13 protein-coding genes and 1 pseudogene are annotated in these 18,479 nt (G+C 64.3%); 3 read left to right on the top strand and 11 right to left on the bottom strand.

The features are described from left to right. Positions 1–73 precede the first annotated feature (73 nt). Positions 74–985 carry a 5'-nucleotidase gene (locus ACVMK0_RS08480; RefSeq protein ID WP_476463527.1) on the top strand — a complete coding sequence of 304 codons (912 nt, stop codon included), beginning with the start codon at positions 74–76 and terminating at the stop codon, positions 983–985. A gap of 19 nt (positions 986–1,004) precedes the next feature. Here the strand turns inward: ACVMK0_RS08480 and ACVMK0_RS08475 are convergent, their stop codons facing one another. The 11 genes and pseudogenes from ACVMK0_RS08475 to ACVMK0_RS08425 all read right to left on the bottom strand — a co-directional run. Next, on the bottom strand, positions 1,005–1,142 hold the full coding sequence (locus tag ACVMK0_RS08475; protein WP_476463526.1) for a hypothetical protein: 138 nt from the start codon (positions 1,140–1,142) through the stop codon (positions 1,005–1,007). 107 nt (positions 1,143–1,249) lie between these two features. Continuing rightward, positions 1,250–2,050, bottom strand: a complete 801-nt coding sequence (locus ACVMK0_RS08470; RefSeq protein WP_476463525.1) for an exodeoxyribonuclease III — start codon at positions 2,048–2,050, stop codon at positions 1,250–1,252. A gap of 52 nt (positions 2,051–2,102) precedes the next feature. Then, on the bottom strand, positions 2,103–5,111 hold the full coding sequence (locus ACVMK0_RS08465; RefSeq protein ID WP_476463524.1) for a type III restriction-modification system endonuclease: 3,009 nt from the start codon (positions 5,109–5,111) through the stop codon (positions 2,103–2,105). Between the two features lie 10 nt (positions 5,112–5,121). After that, positions 5,122–7,161, bottom strand: coding sequence for a site-specific DNA-methyltransferase (locus ACVMK0_RS08460; RefSeq protein ID WP_476463523.1), 2,040 nt, complete (start codon positions 7,159–7,161; stop codon positions 5,122–5,124). A gap of 31 nt (positions 7,162–7,192) precedes the next feature. Further along, entirely contained in the window at positions 7,193–8,032 is an 840-nt protein-coding gene (locus ACVMK0_RS08455; protein ID WP_476463522.1) for a DUF4391 domain-containing protein, read from the bottom strand. Continuing rightward, positions 8,029–9,816, bottom strand: coding sequence for a GmrSD restriction endonuclease domain-containing protein (locus ACVMK0_RS08450; protein ID WP_476463521.1), 1,788 nt, complete (start codon positions 9,814–9,816; stop codon positions 8,029–8,031). Before ACVMK0_RS08450 ends, ACVMK0_RS08455 begins: the two co-directional genes overlap by 4 nt. Positions 9,817–9,842: 26 nt before the next feature. Continuing rightward, a complete protein-coding gene (locus ACVMK0_RS08445) occupies positions 9,843–12,035 on the bottom strand; it encodes a S8 family peptidase (RefSeq protein WP_476463520.1) in 2,193 nt (730 codons plus the stop codon). A 153-nt stretch (positions 12,036–12,188) separates the two neighbouring features. Further along, positions 12,189–13,175 carry an AAA family ATPase gene (locus ACVMK0_RS08440; RefSeq protein WP_476463519.1) on the bottom strand — a complete coding sequence of 329 codons (987 nt, stop codon included), beginning with the start codon at positions 13,173–13,175 and terminating at the stop codon, positions 12,189–12,191. Positions 13,176–13,178: 3 nt separating this feature from the next. Next, positions 13,179–16,412, bottom strand: coding sequence for a helicase-related protein (locus ACVMK0_RS08435; protein ID WP_476463518.1), 3,234 nt, complete (start codon positions 16,410–16,412; stop codon positions 13,179–13,181). Then, positions 16,409–16,645: a helix-turn-helix domain-containing protein gene (locus ACVMK0_RS08430; RefSeq protein WP_476463517.1), complete on the bottom strand. Its 237-nt coding sequence runs from the start codon at positions 16,643–16,645 to the stop codon at positions 16,409–16,411. The genes ACVMK0_RS08435 and ACVMK0_RS08430 overlap by 4 nt, the downstream gene beginning before the upstream one ends. Positions 16,646–16,749: 104 nt before the next feature. Further along, positions 16,750–17,136, bottom strand: a pseudogene (locus ACVMK0_RS08425) (endonuclease/exonuclease/phosphatase family protein); the annotation flags it as partial. A gap of 12 nt (positions 17,137–17,148) precedes the next feature. Between ACVMK0_RS08425 and pyrE the strand changes: the two are divergent. Next, complete coding sequence (pyrE, locus tag ACVMK0_RS08420) at positions 17,149–17,904, top strand: orotate phosphoribosyltransferase (protein ID WP_476463516.1); 756 nt, start codon at positions 17,149–17,151, stop codon at positions 17,902–17,904. Between the two features lie 17 nt (positions 17,905–17,921). Continuing rightward, positions 17,922–18,479, top strand: a complete 558-nt coding sequence (locus tag ACVMK0_RS08415; RefSeq protein ID WP_476463515.1) for a hypothetical protein — start codon at positions 17,922–17,924, stop codon at positions 18,477–18,479.

The following is an 18,479-nucleotide window of genomic DNA, read 5'->3' as shown; positions in this document are numbered from 1 at the left end:
CCACAAGCGCATTGGGGCGGCTTGAGCAGATAGGCTGGAGCAGGCACCTGCCCCATGCGAGAATGAAGCCACCATGCCCACCACCCTCGACGGCCAGCTCGTGGTCGCTATCTCGTCGCGTGCGTTGTTCGATTTCGAGGCCGAAAACCGGGTTTTCGAGCAAAGCGACGACCGCGCCTACATGCAACTGCAGCTCGAGCGGCTGCAGCAGCCCGCCGCTGCCGGGGTGGCGTTTTCGCTGGTGCAAAAGCTGATGCGCTTCAACAGCGCCGCGCAGCCGCGGGTCGAGGTGGTGATTTTGTCGCGCAACGACCCGGTTTCGGGCATGCGCGTGTTTCGCTCGGCGCAGCACTATGGTCTGTCGATCGAGCGCGGCGTGTTCACGCGCGGCCAGCCGCCTTGGCGCTACCTGCGGCCGCTGCGCGCGAACCTGTTTTTGTCGACGCACTTAAGCGACGTGCGCGCCGCGCTCGAGGTCGGGGTGCCGGCGGCGCAGGTCTATCCGCAGTCGGTGCACGCCAGCGACGCGCACCCGAACGAAGTGCGCATCGCCTTCGACGGCGACGCGGTGCTGTTTTCCGACGAGGCCGAGCGCGTCTATCAGGCCCAAGGGCTGAACGCCTTTCAGCAGCACGAAGTGAGCAAGGCCAGTCTGCCGCTGCCGGGCGGGCCGTTCAAGCCGCTGCTCGAGGCGCTGCACCGGCTGCAAAGCGCGGGCACGGCGCAGATGCGTATCCGCACCGCGCTGGTGACGGCGCGCAGCGCCCCAGCGCACGAACGCGCCATCCGCACCCTGATGAACTGGAACATCGAGGTCGATGAGGCGCTGTTTTTGGGCGGCCTGCCCAAGGGCGAGTTTTTGCGCGAGTTCGAGCCCGACTTCTTTTTCGACGACCAAACCGGCCACATCGAGCACGCCGCGCGCCACGTGCCCTCGGGCCATGTGGCCAGCGGGGTGGCCAACGCGTACAGCGGGGCGGATTGAGGCCGCCCTTACTGGCGCCTCACAGCGCCCAGTCGTAGTCCAGCGTCAGCGGCGCATGGTCCGAAAAGCGCTGCGCCTTGTGCACCTGTGCGCTGCGCGCCGCCGCCGCCAACGCCGGGGTGGCGAGGTGGTAGTCAGTGCGACAAAAAACCTGCATTTTTATGCCGATTTCCAAGGCGCGACGCAACTTACGTACCCCTTAGGGTTGGCCAGCGCCACAGCGTGCGCCGGTCGCCTGGCGTGCGCAGTCGTCACCGAGGCCCCTCACAGCGACAGGTCGTACTCGATGGTGAGAGGTGCGTGGTCACTAAACTTCTGCTCCTTGTAGATGGCGGCAGATCGCGCAAGGGCGGCAATGCCAGGAGTTGCGAACTGGTAGTCCAGTCTCCAACCGACGTTCTTGGCATAGGCCTGACCCCGGTTGCTCCACCACGTGTAACAGGTGTCCGTGGTGTCCGGATGCAGACGGCGGTACACGTCCACGAGGCCGCCCTGGCCCTTGTCGATGCCCACCAGCTGGGTCACCCAGGCTCGCTCCTCGGGCAGGAACCCGCTGTTCTTCTGATTGCTCTTCCAGTTCTTCAGGTCAGCTTCCTTGTGAGCGATGTTCACATCGCCGACGAGGATGAATTCGCGCTGCTGCTTCAGCTTGGCCAGATGAGGTGCCATCGCGTCGAGAAACCGGAACTTGGCCTGCTGGCGGTCTTCGCCGCTAGAGCCGCTGGGGAAGTAGCAGCTGATGATGCTGAGTTTCCGACCGGGCTTGTCGAAGCGCTTTTCGATCCAGCGCCCCTCTGCATCGAACTCAGGGACCCCGAAGCCCACCACGATGTCGCTCGGCTCGACGCGGGTGTACAGGCCAACGCCAGAGTAGCCCTTCTTCTCGGCGTAATGGAAGTGGCCAGACAGTCCCGCGAATTGGCAGAAGGTGCCTTCAACTACGTCAGACTGCGCCTTGACTTCCTGCACGCCGAGGGCGTCCGCATCTTGCTGTTGGAGCCATTCGAAGAAGCCTTTGGTGGCCGCCGAACGGATGCCGTTCAGGTTCGCGGTGATGATTTTCATAGTTGGCTATCAAAGGTCGTGGATCTTGGGGGCGGTGCACAAGGAGTCATCGTCACTCCACAGCTGTCAGCACGTCACTGAGCGACCGCGCCACCAGGTAGCGCGCAGGGTTCTCGCCGACGGCCAGGGCCTTGAAGTGCGCCTTGCCGCACTCGATCTTGGCGCTCTCCTTGTTGCGCAGGTCGTCGGTGAACAGGCTGCTCTTGGTCTCGACCACGAAGTACAGGCGCCGGGTTCCGTCCTTGTTCACCAGCACGGCCCAGTCAGGGTTGTAGTTGCCCAGCGGGGTGGGCACCTTGAACCAGCCGGGCAGCTTGGCGTACAGCACCACGTCGTCGTCCTTCTCCAGGGCGTCGGCGAAGTCGCGCTCGGTGGCCGAGTCGTAGACCACGTGCTCGTAGATCGAGCGCTTGGTGTCGCGCAGCATGTTGGTCAGGTAGCCAGTCAGCTCCTCGGTCTCGAACAGCTCCTGGGCCCAGACGGCGTCGTCGCCCAGGCGCTGGTAGCGGATGCCGTCCACCAGGGCCATGCGCTTGCAGCGGTTGATGATTTCGGCCGCCTGCTCGATGAACTGCTGTGGGTTGCGCTTGAAGTCGTCCAGCCGCTCACACTCGGTCAGAATCTTGACCAGGGTGCGCCGCGTCAGCTGTGTGCGGTCCTGCAGGTCGGTCAGCAGGTCGGGTAGTTCGATGTCGGCCTCGTCCAGCGTCACGGTGTAGGCGCCTTCCTTTTCGCGCGCCTCCACGCCGGCCTTGCCGATGCCGATCTCCGCCTTGCGCCACTGCAGCCGGGCTCGCGCGATGTGCAGGTCACGGGTCAACGCGGCCGTGCAGTCGCGGATGAGCTTGTCGTTGTCGAACTGCACCCGGTACGTGGTCTTGTGCTTGATGCGGTCCCACAGCGCCTTGAAGTCCTCGCTCAGCGTCACCGCCTTACCGTCGGCACCCTTGCGCAGCGGCACGGTCTCGCGGTCATCGCGGTTCTTCACCTCCACGCGGCCGGTCACCTTGCGCAGCAGCTCGGCCACCTGGCCCCGGTAGGGCTCGAAGGCCTCGGGCAAGGCCAACTTGCCGTCCTTCAGCGCGATCTTCAGCGAGTCCTGCACCTTGCCCTTGGCGTCGATGTGTCCGGCAGCGCGCAGGTGGTCCCACAGGGCCTTGGACTGGTCCGCGCCCAGCGGGGCCACCTTGCCGTCGGGCGTGGTGATGGCGATGGTGGCGAACTGGTGCTGCTCGACGATGCCGAAGCGGATACCCGTGTCGGCCTCGATCTCCTTCTGCAGCTGGTCGGCGAACTCCTGGTAGGACTCGGTGGCAATCACCGTCAGCCGGTTCACGTCGTGCCCGTAGACGCGCTGCCCGTCCTGGTTGACGCACAGGCGCAGGCCCCGGCCCAGGGTCTGGCGGCGCTCGCGCTCGCTGCCCATCTCGCGCAAGGCGCAGATCTGGAAGACGTTGGGGTTGTCCCAGCCTTCCTTCAGGGCCGAGTGGGAGAAGATGAACTTCAGCGGCGTGCTGAAGGTGAGCAGCTTCTCCTTTTCCTTCATGATGAGGTTGTAGCCGCGCTCGGCGTCGGCGCGGCTGGTCTCGTTCTTCAGGCCGCCTTCCTTGTCTAACTCGGGGTCGGCCCAGCGGCCCTTCTTGTCGATGGAGAAGTAGCCGTCGTGCACGGCGGCGGCTTCTTGGGCCAGATCCACCTCGCCGAAGAGGCTCTGGAAGGCCGGCAGCTTGGCCGCGCGCCGATACTCTTCCTCGAAGATGCGGGCGTAGTCACCCTTCACCGGGTTGCCGTCCTTGTCGTATTGACGGTAGCGCGCCACCGACTCGATGAAGAACAGCGACAGCACCTTGATGCCCTTGGGCCGCAGCAGCTTCTCCTTCTCCAGGTGTTCCTTGATGGTCCGCCGGATCATCTCGCGCTGCACGGCCAGGGCATCCACCTCGCCGTGGGCTTGCCCCAGGGCCAGGTAAACCTCGCCGCCGGGGTAGCGCAGCTCCATGAACTCTTCGCCTTTGGCGGTGTTGATCTCGCCGACACGGAAGTCGGCGTACACCGCACGCTTGGCCAGCTGCTGCAGGTCGTCTCTGTCGTTGACGGTCAGCACCTGCGGCTTGGCACCGGTGGCCGTCTGCACGTGCAGCTCCACCTTGGCCGAGATGCCCTTCTTGTTGCTCACCTCCAGCAGGCGCACGTAGGGCTTGTTGAACGCGTCCTCGATGGTGGCCGCTGCCACCTCGATCTGCTTGACCAGCTTACGCTCGTAGGCGTCCACGGCGTCCAGCCGGTACACCATGTGGTGCTTGTTGGCGTGGGTGGCCGAGTAGCGCAGGGTGCATAGCGGGTTCATCGCGTCCAGCGCGGCCTTGCCGGCGCCGCTGAGGCCGCCGTCCACGCTCTGCGGCTCGTCCACGATGACGATGGGCCGCGTGGCGCGAATCAGGTCGATGGGCTTCTCGCCGCCGGTCTTCTCGCTGTCCTTGTAGAGGTTGTTCACCTCCTTCTTGTTGATGGCGCCCACCGTCACCACCATGATTTGGATGGTGGCGCTGGTGGCGAAGTTACGCACCTGGCCCAGCTTGCTGGAGTCGTACAGGAAGAAGTCCACCGGCACGCCGGCATACATGCTCTTGAAGTGCTCCTCGGTGATCTGCAGCGACTTGTAGACGCCTTCCTTGATGGCCACCGACGGCACCACGATGACGAACTTGGTGAAGCCGTAGCGCTTGTTCAGCTCGAAGATCGTGCGCAGGTAGACGTAGGTCTTGCCGGTGCCGGTCTCCATCTCCACCGTGAAGTCGCCCGACGCCAAGGTGCTCGACGGCGCCAGGCCGTTGCGCAGCTGCACGCTGCGCAGGTTGTCCAGCAACTGGTCGTCCACGAGGGTGAGGCGGTTGCCCAGGCCCTTGTCGGTGTCGGCCACGCCCAGCGTTAGCTGCTGGTCGGGCAGCTTCATGGTGACGGTGAACTCGGTGCGGCAGATCTCCTGGCCACGGAACAGGTCGCAGACCGACTCGATGGCCTGGAGTTGATAGTCCAGATTGGGCTCGAAGTGAAGCTTCATCGCATCGGCCTCACAGACTGCGCACGTTGGCGATGCCGTTCTGCTCCAGGATCGCGGCCATGTTGGTCTTGGCTACGTCGTCGGCAAAGGCACTGTCGCGGAACACGCAGGTGGTGTCGCCGGCCGGGGTCAGCTCCTTGTGCCAGGCAATGATGCCCTGAGCGAGGGGCTCGACATCGCTTGCCTGAATCTGTGGATCCAGGCAAGCGATGAGCACGCCCCCAGCAACGCTCCGGAGCTGCTTGCCAGCGACAGCTCGGGCCTGCGTTGGCACGCAAAGGTCAAGACCGAGCTTCAGCAGAAGTTCGGCCAGAACGTCGTCGTCCGTGCGGCCCGGCAGAAGATGTTCAGCGTGAGCCAGCAGGGTCTGAGCCATGCCGTCTGCTGCTGGGTTCCAAGCGCGGATGTTGGACGAGTCCAGCTTGAAGACGCGGAAGCCGAAGTCGCCACCAAAGAGCGGGTTCTCGGCCTTCACCTTTGCGGCAGCGCGACGGATGCGTTCCTTGGTCAGCTCGGCAATGTTGCGCGGCTTCTTCAGCTTGTCGCAGAGCGAGGCGCCGGCCTTCTGCGCTTTGTCGGACGGGTCCAAGGGTTCCGGAAGCTGAACGCAGATGAAGCGGCGAGACTGCGAGTCGATTGCGTTCTGCTGCATCACCGCCTGGGCCGTTGCTCCCGATCCCGCAAACAGATCCATCACGATGTCGTCGCCACTCGTGCCAAGGAGGATGCATGTGCGCAGGAAGTCGATGGACTTCGGGAAGTCGAACACTTCTCCAGGCAACAGCTCTTTAAGGGCTCGCTTGCCGCTATCGGTGGAGAACTCTCCCCCCAACCAGAACGACTTCGGCTTTGACGTACGCTCAACGACGCCCTCGTCCTCTTCATCGTCATCGGGCTCGTCTTCAATGGCGATAGAGGTATCGAGATAGACCCGATGCTCCACGTCCAGCCGACCGGTCCGGTCTGAGCGCTTCGGGTGCATCCAGTCAAGGTGCTTGCGAACCTTGTCAATGCCCCACCGCCAGCGACCTTCTACGCCGTCGCCGCGTATCGGCAGGATCTCGCAGTCACTCGGTGCCAATCGCTCCAGAGACACCCGACCGGTCTTCTCGTCCCAGAAGATCGGGAAGTACATGTTCGGTCGGTCTTCGCGCTTGTCCGGTCCGCCGCGCTTTCGCAGGTCCCGCAGCGCGTACTTGTTGCCCTTGTCATCCGCGTACTTGAACGCAGCCTTCTGTTCATCGGTCAACGGCAAGCCGTTGGAGCGGAAGGCCGGCCCCGCATAGATCACCACATACTCGTGGCAGGCTGCGACGTGCTTCTTGTCGTTGCGGCCCTTCATGTTGTTGACGACGCTGACGGTCGCGACGAAGTTCTCCTCGCCGAAGACCTCGTTAGCAACCATCCGGAGATTGGTCAGCTCGCGGTCGTCGATGGAGATGAACACCACGCCGTCCCGCCGCAGCAGCGCCCAGGTCAGCTTCAAGCGCGGCAGCATCATGTTGAGCCAGTCGGTGTGAAACCGCCCGCTGGCCTCGGTGTTGCTGCTGATCTTGCGTCCACCCTCGACCTGACCGGTCAGCTCCAGGTAGTTCTGGATGCTGTCCCGAAAGCTGTCCGGGTACACGAAGTCCTTCCCAGTGTTGTACGGCGGGTCGAGGTACGCCAGCTTGACCTTGCCCGCGTAGCTCTTCTGCAGCAGCTTCAGCACTTCGAGATTGTCGCCCTCGATCATCAGGTTCTTCGTGGTGTCCCAGTCCACGCCTTCGTCCGGGCAGGGGCGCAGCGTGCCGGTGCTGGGCGTCAAGGCCAGTTGTCGCGCGGCACGCTTGCCGTGCCAATTCAGGCCGTACTTCTCTTCGGCGTCGGTCACCTTCGCGTCGCCCACCAGCGCCTTCAGCACGTCCAGGTTGACGGCCGGGCCGTGCGGCCCCTCGGTCACCAGTTCCGGGAACAACGCCTTCAGCTGGGCCACGTTGTCGGCCACCAGGTTGGTGGATTGGGCCTCCGGGCTGGTCGCTTCGATCTTCTGCATCTTCGGGTCTTTCATTCGGTCGTTCTTGTTTGTCGGGTTGCGCGCGTCACAGCCGCGCACGGGCCTCGTTCAGGTCGGCCTGCAGTCGCTGCAGCGCCAGGTTCAGGTCCACCTGCTTAGCAATCTGTCGTTCCTTGGCGGCCTGGCTACGCAGGCGCGCCGCTTCTTGTTCCAGTCGCTGGCAGGCTCGCAGCGCGTCACGCTGGGCGGCAGCTGCGGGGGGGCCGCTGGGCAGGCGGAAGTTCCCGGTCAGGCGGGCAGCCTCCGCTGCGGTGAGGCAGTCCATCCAGCCCTGGTACAGGGCCATCAGGTCTTGATGCGGCTGGCGGTCCAGGGCCATCGCCTCCAGCAGCGGGCCCACCACGGAGGCGGCAGCGCTGTTGGCGCCCATCAGCTCGGAGCGGACCAGTTCACCGTCGAGCACCACCTTGCCCGCCTCGTTCTGCGCAGCGCGCTTGTGCGCGAGGCTGAGGGCGAGCTGGGTCGGCGGCGTCGGTGTCGAGGCCTCGGACGCTGCTGCGGCGCCCGGCGCCAGCGCCTGGATCAGCAGCACGGGGTAGGGCACTGCCCGGTGCACCAGCTCGGCCAACCGCAGCCACTGCGATGCCTTGCCATGCGTGGCACGCACCTGCACGCCGAGCACGGCCACTTCCAGGTATTCGCGCCCGTCGGCACGGTGCTCGGGGATGGCCACGGTGCCGGGCTTCAGCGCGGCGATCCACTGCAGTTCCTCGATGCCGTCGGTCAGCAGGCGCCGGTCGGCCGCCGTCGGCGCGCCGTGCTCGGCCAGCATCTTCTTGGGCACGCGCTGGTCCACCCGTGCGCGCTCGGGCAAGGCAAGCGCCTTAACCACGTCGTCGGCGGTGAGGTGGTGCGTCGCCGTCATGGGGTCAGCGCAGCTCCGAAGGCCTTGACGGTGTCCTCGCTGTCGCGGCCCGACACGGTCTTGCTGGTGGCGGCTTCAATGAGCGCCAGCAATGCGCCAGCGCGCAGGCGGATGAAGGCGTCAAAGTCGTCTGCGCGCAATGCAGCCACGGGGATGACGTGCGAGGCCAGGAACTCGTCCAGGCTGGTCGGCGGCACCTGCTTGGCTTTCTGGATCCGGCCCAGGTAGACGCTCGGGGCGTCACCGCTGATGAAGCGGTTGGTGCCGGCGGCCAGCGGGGCCTTGTTGATCACGCTGTTCCACTTGTCCTTGGGCAGCTTCTGCTTCTCGCACCACGCACGCGGGAAGATGTGGTGGATGTCGATGGCGTTGTTGAAGTAGGTGTTCAGGTCGATGGGCGTGCCGCTGACGAAGTCGCGCCCTCCATGCTTCATCAGCAGGGCTGCCAGCCCCTTGTAGGCCGCTGCCAGGCGGCTTTGCAGCGACAGCAGGCGGGTGGGCGCGAAGTTGGCATCGCGCACCGTGCGCGGTTCGGTGCCGCCGTCTACCCAAGCCACCACGTCCTGCATGTCCATCGCGAAGCGCGTCTCGTTGGCGCCGCCGTACAGCTCGCCCAGCACACCGCTCCAGTACCAACGCAACAGGCTTTGCTTGATGCCGTGCAGGGTTGTGCGTTCGCCCAGGTGGGCGCAGATCGCGGCCAGTGGGATCAGCTGCGTGGCATAGGGCAGGCTGCGCTCGTCGAAGATCTTCTCCTCGGCCAGCAGCTCGGCTGCGCGCTTGAAGCCCAGCTCCAGGGCCGCCTCCAGGGCCTTGAAGTCGGCCAGATCCAGCTTCAGCACGTCGGCACGCTTGCAGCTCACCGCTGTCTTCTGGGCCAGGTGCCGCCGGTAGCTGGCCAGCAGCGTGACGGCAGTCAGGAAGCTCGTGCCGTCCACGGCCTCCAGCACGTCGTGCTTGGCGGTCAACCGTTCGCGCCGGGCGTCCCAGTCGTCGCGCAGGTTGAACTCGTCCGCTGCAAAGGTGGCGGTCATCAGCTCGAACACGGTCAGCGTGACGCCGCCGGTGTTGACCTTTTCGAAGACCTGGCAAACGGCCTCACGTGGCGTGTCCTGGGTCAGCTCGATGGCCGGTACCTTGAACTGCTGGAATCGCAGCCAGATCTCGTTGCGGAACTTCTGCATGAACTGCATGGCTTCCGCGCCGAACTGGTGGTAGGCACTGAAGCCGCTCTCCCAGGTCATGAAGCCCTGGATGTCGAACAGCAGCGCCACCGGGAACAAGCGCTGGGCGTACTGCAGCTCAGGCGTGCTCACATCAAGGTCGACTTTGCGGCCGAAGTCCGAGGTGACCTGCAGCGACTCGGGGACCGAGATGACGGCTTCCTCGCGGTCGGCGTCCGGATCCAGGCACTTGGCCATGTCCAGGAAGTAGAGCCGGCGGATGTTGGCACCCTTCTCTGTGCGCGTGGGCACGGGCTGGCCGCTGCGCAGCGACAGGTACATCGAGGTCAGGCGTTGCTGGCCGTCCAACACCAGGGTTTTGGGCTTGGGCGCAGGCTGCAGTTGCACGCCGGCGAACAGCCGGGGCTTGAACGGCACACCGCCGGCCTCCAGGAACATCACGGCGCCGATGGGGTACGACAGGGACAGGCTCGCGATCAGCGACCGGATGTGGTTGTCATCCCAGACCCAGCCGCGCTGGAAGTCGGGCAGCTGAATCTGACCGGCAGCGATGGCGTCGAGAACGTCCTTCAGTGCGGGTTCTGCGGTGCGGAAGCTCATAGGAACATGCGATCCATACGGTTGCGTCAGACTCGTGCGCGTGCACGCTGCTCGACCCGGGCCCTGAGAAGGGCTTGGATCTGCGCGTACAGGCGCGATTGGACGTTGGCCCTGTCGGCGATGCTGACGCACAGGGCGTAGTGCTCCAGGACGTCGTTTACCGTGGACCAGGGCGCGTCTTGGCGGGTCACCACGATGAACAGTTGCCCGCGAGGGCGCTGCCTGAAGGTCCAACGAGACACCTGCAGCGTGCCGGCCTGGCGCGCCTCGCCAGACAGCCAGCGGTTGTTGCCGCGCTCGGACATGCCCTCGTCGCGGTTGGGCTGGAAGGCTGCCGCCACTTCGTCCAGGTTGTTGGCCACGACCAGGCTGAACTTCAGCTTGGTCATGCGGTAGTCCAGCCGAGTGGTCCGCACCACTGGGCTGTAGGCCAAGGCAACGGTCACTTCCCGAGTGCGTCGCCCGCCATCCCAGAACTCGTCCGGGATGGGGACCGCGTAGAACTGGCAGCGGTCGTTGCCGATTTGCTCTTCGCAGATCAGCGACACGACGTTGTCGAGCGACTGCTCCAACGCGTGGTCGTTTATGCAACCGTAGCCGACCAGGCGCGTGAGTTTCTCGCGGCCTTCGGCGTTGTCGTTGGGGTTGAGCAGGGGGACCGAAGGGTCAGGCCACTTGGCGTGGGCGCCCAGCAATGCGCGCAGCAAGTTGTGGCTGGCGCCGGGCACACGTCGCAGCAGCTTGGCCGCCCGGTGGGCAACGGCCGGAGCGGCGAAGCTGGTTCCCACCACCTCCCTGAATGCGCCGCTGTTCGCGAAGCCGCCATTGACGGTGATAACGCCCAGTCCTCGGTCAATGGTCCCACCACCCGCGCGGCGCACGGCCAGATTGCCAGCGTGCTCCACGAAGTCCGGCTTGATAGCGCCATTGATGGAGGGGCCAGAGCGGGTCAGTGGGTACGGGTGGCCCGCCCTCGCAATGGGCCGATCCTCGACAGCGTCTTGATACCGCTGGGCATTGTGGGTCGCTTCGTGCCGTGCCACGCCACCGACGGTGACCGCGTTCAACGCCGTGGCAGGGTCAAGCAAGCGCGCTTGGTCCTGCAGTAGGTAGTCTGGATAGGCCGCAAGAGGGTCCTCAGGCAGGCCCTCCAGCTTGAGGTTGCCAGTCGACACGACGAACAGGACGCCCAGTTCACGTGTCAGTCGATCCAACGTGTAGGCAAGACCGCGCACGTGCCCACGGTCATAGACCTTGTTGTGGTCGCCGTAGCTCAGGTTGAAGACCTTGCAGCCGAACCCGGCGTGTAGATCTCGCACAGCGCGCTCGACTGCGTTCTCCACGAACTCCGTCTGGTCGTTGCCGTCATGGTTGAACACCCGGCCAGACACGAGGAAGAGGCTGGGGATGAATCCGCCGGCCGCGATCGCGGCCTCGATGTCGCCGTAGAGCGCGAGGCCGGCCACCGAGGTGCCGTGCCACGGGTTGGCGTCGTCCGGGCTGCGATGCGGCAGCACGTAGCCCTGGGCGTGTCCGACCGCAGGGGCCAGGAGCGGGTGTCCGGTGACCAGTCCCGAGTCCAGCACGGCGACTCGGGGGGCGTCAGCCCCGGGCTGGGCAGGCTGAGGGAAGCGGTTCACGTCCGCAGCGACGGTACCTACGGCCACGCCCCAGCGCGGCGGCAGATCTACTGTCCGCGCATCTCGGTAACGAAGCAGTTGTTCCGCTGCTTGACGGCTACAGCGCAGGCGCACCATGAGCAACGACGGGGAGACAACCCTGTCGACGATTTCCGCCCCCAGCTCCCCGGCGAAGGCCGTGAAGGACTCCATCGTGGACTGCCGACGAGCCGGCTGTTCCTGCGGCCAGAGCTCGACGTCCAAGGTGCAGAGACCGTCTTGCGGCAAGCCCTGTTCGGCCAGTGCCGCGCCAGTCCTATCTTCGGGTGTCCAGTGCTCGAACGCGTCGATGACGAACAGCAGCTCTTTGCGCGTCACTCGCCCGTCACGTGCCAGCGTCGCAAGCCGCTCCTCGACCAGGTTCAGCGCCGCCGCCGTGGCAAACGCGAGGACGACTTCATGACCCTCCTGGCTGACAACTTCCAGGCCATCGATCAGGTTGAAGGGTGGAAGCTGCCGCTCGCCCTCGCGCAGGCGGATCTTCAGCAGCTTGCGGTCGTCAAATCCACCGAGGTCCTCATTTGCTGCGACTTCGCGCACTGCGCGAAAGCTCCGAAGCAAGGCATTGCCGTGGCCTCGTGGGTCCGCAGGCGCTGGTGCGCCGAAGCCGCGCGGCCGATGCCGGTCGGTGACAGGAGACTCTTTTTCTAGTCGCAGGTGCTCATATGCCATCCAGTTGCCTCCCTAGGCCACTCAGTGGGGTTGTTGGTATTCCTTCGCCAGCGCAGCCTCTAGGTGGGCCTTGGCGAGGAACTCACGGTTGGACAGGACCATGTCCTTGACGGCGCGGCGAAGCACGCGCTCGATGTCGGCGTGGGACAGGCCCTTGAAGAGGGCGGCGATCTTCGAGTCGTCGGTCTCAAAGTTCCGGCGCACGCCGGACAGCTTCAGGGCCAGCAGGCGCTTGGCCTGCTCCAGGTTCGGGGGCTCGAAGCGGATGACCTCGTCGAAGCGACGCCACACGGCCTTGTCCAGCAGGGTCTCGTAGTTCGTCGTCGCAATCAGGATGCTCGGGCCTCGGTACCCGTCCATCATCTGCAGCACGGCGTTGACGGACCGCTTCAGCTCACCGTGGTCATCGCTGGCGCCGCGATCCTTGCTCAGGGCGTCGAACTCGTCGAAGAGCGCAACCACGGGACGCGCCGACACGTAGTCGAAGACCTTGCGCAAGTTGGCTGAGGTCTCGCCCAGCAGCGAGGAGATGACGGAGTCCAGGCGAACGACCACCAGCGGCAGTTCCAGCGCGCTGGCGATGACCTCGGCGGCCAGCGTCTTGCCGCAGCCCGGTGGACCGCAGAACAGCAGGCGCTGCGCCGGTTGCAGGCCGTGCGCCAGCAGCACGTCGCCGCGCCGGTGCTCCATCAGCACCTCGTCCAGCGCCGACTGCGCGCCGTCGCCCAGCACGATGTCGGTCTCATCGCGGACCGCTGGCCGCTCTTCCACCAGGGCCAGGCCGCTGTCCTTGTTGATGGGCAGTTCCTTGGCAGGCAGCAGGCGCAGGTAGCCCCGGCCAGTGGCTGACCTTTCTCCATACAGTAGCCTCTCCAGATCGTTGGCCAGGAGGTGATGCTTCTTTTCGCGCTCTTCGCGGATGACGGCCTCAGAGGCCGCCTTGAAGCCATCCGTGTCTCCGTCCATACCGGTCTTGATCAACTGCCTAAGCAACTTTGCATTGGACATGATTTACCTGTCCTTACTAAAAGTTTTGTATTTTGACCCGAAGCTTGTTTCCACAGGCAAGACAACCATGAAGGCAGTTACCTCAAAATCATTGCTACCTGCGAACTCACCCTTTAATGCATGGGTGCCGCCTAGTGAAAACAGGCTGGCCACGGCGCGTTCTTCATTCTTGCCCACCACTGACGCCACGGCTGCGGCCAGCAGCTTTTGGGCGTGTCGCATGTCCTCGCCCTGCCGGGTTTGCTTGTCAAACTTGGTGCATGCGCCCTCGTCGGGCAGCTCGCGCCCAAGGGCCAGGCGTTTGAGCCGGTCCAGGATGCGCTTGGCTTGGGGGTAGGGTAGTAGCACGGCGCCGTCTTCGCCCACATGGGCCAGGTAGATGGGTGCCAGTGGGTAGTCGGATGGCTTGCCCTTGGCCGCCGCCGCACCCTCGGCCCTCAAACAGAAGATGACACCAGGCGCAATATCCGCGTCGATGCTGGTGGTAACGGCGTAAGTGCCCAATGGCAGGCCTTCAAGCTGGCCAGGGTGTTCTTTGAGGTACTGCGCCAGGTCGATACGGAAGTCGGTGAGCGTCAGGTCGGTGATGGACACGCCGTTGCTAAGGTCTTCCATGTCGATGACCGTGTCTTGCAGCTTGAGCAACTGCTTGCGTCGGTACTCAAGGTCATTCATCGGGTTGCCCGACTGTTGCTCGATGAGGTTTTCCTCGCCCGTGGCCGACACGTCCAGCAGAACCATCCGCCCGCTGACACGCTGCTCCAGGCCGATGTATTCCTCCAGCTCCATGTTGGGCCAGAAGTTGACTAACTGAATGTTTTGGTTTGGCGAGCCGATACGGTCAATCCGACCGAAGCGCTGGATGATCCGCACGGGGTTCCAGTGGATGTCGTAGTTGACCAGCCAGTCGCAGTCCTGCAGGTTTTGGCCTTCAGAGATGCAGTCGGTGGCGATGAGCAGGTCGATTTCCCCCTCAGCTGCTAGGTCGGCCGGGCGTTCCTTGGCGCGCGGCGCGAAGGCCGACAGCACGCTGCTCATGCTCTTTCGCAGCCCGGGCAAGGTGGTCTGAATGCCAGCACTGCCCGTGACGAGTGCGGCGTCAACCCCGAGGCTGGCTTTGACCCAGGGCGCTAGATTTGCGTACAGATACTGGGCAGTGTCTGAGAACGCCGTGAAGACAATGATCTTCCGGTTACCGGCGTTGATGGGCTGGCGGCACTTCTGCTCAATCATGTCGCGCAGCTTGGCCAGCTTGGCATCGCGTGCTGCATCCACCTGCTGGGCAGCAGCCAGTAACGTAGCGAGGCGGTTGCGGTCTTCGATGAGGTCTTGCTTCCACCGAATCAGGTCCACATCGCTGAGCAGCACCTTGACCTTGCGCCCAACAAGCAGAGATTCAAACGCTGGGTCGTCGATGTCCACGTCGGCGATGTCGATTTCCTCGATGTCGGCGTCGCGGTTCTCGATGTGGGCCAGCACGGCTTCGACGTCCTTGAGCTGCCGCTGAACCGTCAGCGAAAAGGACGATACGGCGCTTTCCATGCGCTTGAGCACGTTCACGCGCAACAGGTGAATCAGGCTCTCTTCACGGTCAACTTGGCGGAAGAAGCTCTCGCCGCCCCGAATCTCGGTGCTGTACTTGGCGTCGTAGGCGGCCTGCTTGTGAGGCAGCACGTAGCGCAGCGGTGCATAGCTGGCCAGGTTCAGGCGCCTGATTTCGAGGTTGATGTCCTTGATGGCACGGAACTGACCAGCCAGGTCTACGTCGGCCTTGATATTGATAGGCGGCAACCGCCCAGGAAACTTGCCGGTTTCATCGGTGCCGTAATAACGCTCGACGTGGCGGCGCGAACGCGCGATGGTCAGGTGGTCCAGCAGGGTGAAATAGTCAAAACCCAGCATTTCGACCAAATGACCGGGCGTGCGCTCTGCTTCGTCCATGGTCAACCAGCGGTTGAACTGGATTTGGGCTTTGCGGGTGGTTTGCTCGATGCTGTCGATGCCGTGCTCGATCAGCGCGGTATCGTCGCCCTCGGTGACGAAAGCGATTTGGTTTTTGAGGTCGGCCAGGCGGTTGTTGACGGGGGTGGCCGACAACATCAGCACGCGGGTCTTGACGCCTTCCTTGATGATCTTGCGCATCAGGCGGTCGTATCGCGTCTCGGTCCCCTGGCGTGGGGACTTCTTGTTGCGGAAGTTATGGCTCTCGTCGATGACCACGAGGTCGTAGTTGCCCCAGTTCACGTGGGAAAGGTCGATGTCACCCGACATGCCCCCGTCGCGCGACAAGTCGGTGTGGTTCAGCACGTCGTAATTGAACCGGTCGGCAGCCAGCACGTTGCGCTTGTCGTTGGCCTTGTAGAGCGTCCAGTTGTCGCGCAGGCGCTTGGGGGCCAGCACCAGCACACGGTCGTTGCGCAGCTCGGCGTACTTGATGACGGCCAGCGCCTCGAAGGTCTTGCCCAGGCCGACGCTGTCCGCGATGATGCAGCCGCCAAAGCGGGCGAGCTTGTCTATGGCGCCGACGACACCGTCACGCTGAAACTTGAACAACTTCTTCCAGACGACGGTGTTTCGGATGCCCGTGGCCGACTTGACGATGCGTTCCTCGTCCATTTCATCATCGCGGTTCCCGAAGAGGTGGTTCAGGATTGCGGCGTAGACGGTGAAGGGGGCGTGGTGAGCCCCCATGCCGCGCAGAGCTTGGACCAGGGCGTCGCGGCTCTCGGGCTGGGTGTGAAGGGCATTCCACTGCTGGTCGAACCACTGGGCGAGCTGGGCCGCCTCAGCGGGCGACTCAGACGCCTGGATCAGGCTCATAGGGTTGCCTGGCGTCAGCCCCAGGCCGTCCGTGCTCAAAGCGAACGAACCTAGCACCACCTGCTCAGCGTTGCCCTGTGCATCACGCATTACGGCAGTGCCTTGGGGCACGAGGCCATGTGCACGCCGTAGCTCCACTTTTCCTGTCAGCCAGTTGGCGCACTGGTTGGCCAGCCATCGTGCTTGGAGTCGGTTGCGGTTGGCGCGGTCGCCATCGCCACCCAGGTATTGCAACGAGTCGTTTTGGGGCGGCAAAATGAGCTGGACCCGTTCGAGTTTGGTCAGCGCATCGCGCAATTCAGCAAACGCGAACAATGAGAACGACGGGGTAACGCACCCCAACTGGCTACCCGGCTTGAGGTGCGGGCGCATCAAGTCGACGACACGGTCTACCCCGCTGTTTTGGACAAGTCTCAAGGCTTCCTTCCCTTCCCTTTCTGCTCACCATTCAACGATTCTTCGGCGGCGTTTTCTGCCATCTGTCCATCAATCCACCTTTCAATGTCGGCTCGCTTGAACCGCCAATTTGCGCCTACCTTGAAGCTAGGCAGCCTCCGGGTGGCCGCAAGTCGGTAAACCGTCCGTTGGTTGACTCGCAGGTAGTCGGCGACCTCTTGCACGGTCATTACGGTGGTGATGTCGGCTTGCATGCAGCGCGGGTGAATAGAAACTGCAACACAGTGTAAAGGAGTACAAAGCCATTCACCATCGTCTGCTCGCGGCGAACCACCTACGACAAGGGGCCGTCGGACAACTGGTATTTGGCCAGCTGGCGTTCGGGGCCGCTGGAGCCGCTGGGAAAGTAGCCGCTGATGACCGAAAAGCGCCGCGCCGGGGTGTCAAAGCGCAGCTCGATCCAACGCCCTTCGGCATCAAACTCGGGCACGCCGATGCCGCAGCGCACCGCGCTGGGCTCGTGCCGGCTGTAGATGCCCACGCCGGAGTAGCCTTTTTTCTCGGCGCAATAAAAATGCCCGCGCAAGCCCGCCAGCTCGGCCAAGCCGGGGCCGAGTTCGCTGCTTTGGGCGCGCAGCTCTTGCACGCAAATACAATCGGGCGCGGCGGCGCGCACCCAATCGGCCAGGCCCTTGCGGGTGGCGGAGCGGATGCCGTTCAGGTTCAGGCTGGTCAAACGAAACAAGGATGGTTCTCCATGGCAGATGTGACGACAGGGGCTAAAGTGGGCTGTGGGGTTCAGGTGCCGGATCAGACTGCTGCGGCGCAAGACGAGCTGGCGCAAGAATTCGTGCGATTTTCGGTTGAATCGGGCGTGCTGCGCTGGGGCGAGTTTCAGACCAAGGCCGGGCGCATCAGCCCGTATTTTTTTAACGCCGGCGGTTTTGACGACGGCGCCAAGCTCGAGCGACTGGCGCAATGTTACGCGCGGCGCATCGTGGCCTCGGGTATCGGGTTTGACATGCTGTTTGGCCCGGCCTACAAGGGCATTCCGCTGGTGGCGGCGCTGGCGGTGGAGCTGGCGCGGCTGGGCCACAACCACCCCTTTGCCTACAACCGCAAAGAGGCCAAGGCGCACGGCGAAGGCGGCACACTGGTGGGCGCGCCGCTGCGCGGCCGTGTGCTGATCGTCGATGACGTGATGAGCGCGGGCACGGCGGTGCGCGAGTCGATCGGCCTGATTCGGGCCGCGGGCGCGACGCCGCATGCGGTGGCGATCGCGCTCGATCGGCAAGAGCGCGCCACCGAAACCGGCCCCGACGGCACCCTGCACGACCTGCCGCACAGCGCGGTGCAATACGTGCGCGAGCAGCTCGGGCTGCAGGTGTGCGCGATTGCGCGCCTGAGCGATTTGCTCGATTACCTGCAAGGGCAACACAGCCCCGAAATGGCCGGGCACCGCGAGCGCGTGCAGGCCTACCGCCAGCGTTACGGTGTAAACTGGCAAAAATAGATTTTTAAGGGGTGCAGATGCGATACCCTAGAGGGGTGCAGCTGGGGTTGATGTGGGCGTCGGCGCTCCAGATCGCTCCTGCGTTTGCGCAAACTGGCAGCATCTTCACCTGCACCGATGCCCAGGGCCGGCACTTGAGCTCGGATCGGCTGCGCGCAGAAGAACGCGCCCGCGCCGAGGCGCAGGTGCGGGCCCGCTCCAACGACGAGCGGCGCTTGCAACAGGCGCTGCTGATGCGCTACCGCGACCAAGCCGCGCACCAGCGCGAGCGCGCTTTGGCCCTGCAGCCGATCCAAGCCATGCGCCAGGCGGCGCTGCAGCGGCAGCAGGAGCTGGAGCAGCAGCGCCGCGCCGCTGCCGACGAATGGGCGGAACTGCAGCGCGCCGACCCCACCAAAGCCCCACCCGCTAGGCTGGCCCAGCGCAAGGCCGATCTTGAGCAACAGTTGGTATCGCAAGATGCGCTGGTGCAAGGGCATCAGCGCGAACTCGAGCACATCGAGCAGCGTTTTGACGCCGAATTGCGGCTGCTGCAGCGCCTCTGGGCCGAGCGCGACGCCGCAGCGATGCGCTGA

The organism is Serpentinimonas sp. SSL01 (genome assembly GCF_056323735.1).
The sequence above is the reverse complement of the archived record's forward strand: the minus strand, read 5'-3'. Positions and strand labels throughout refer to the sequence as shown.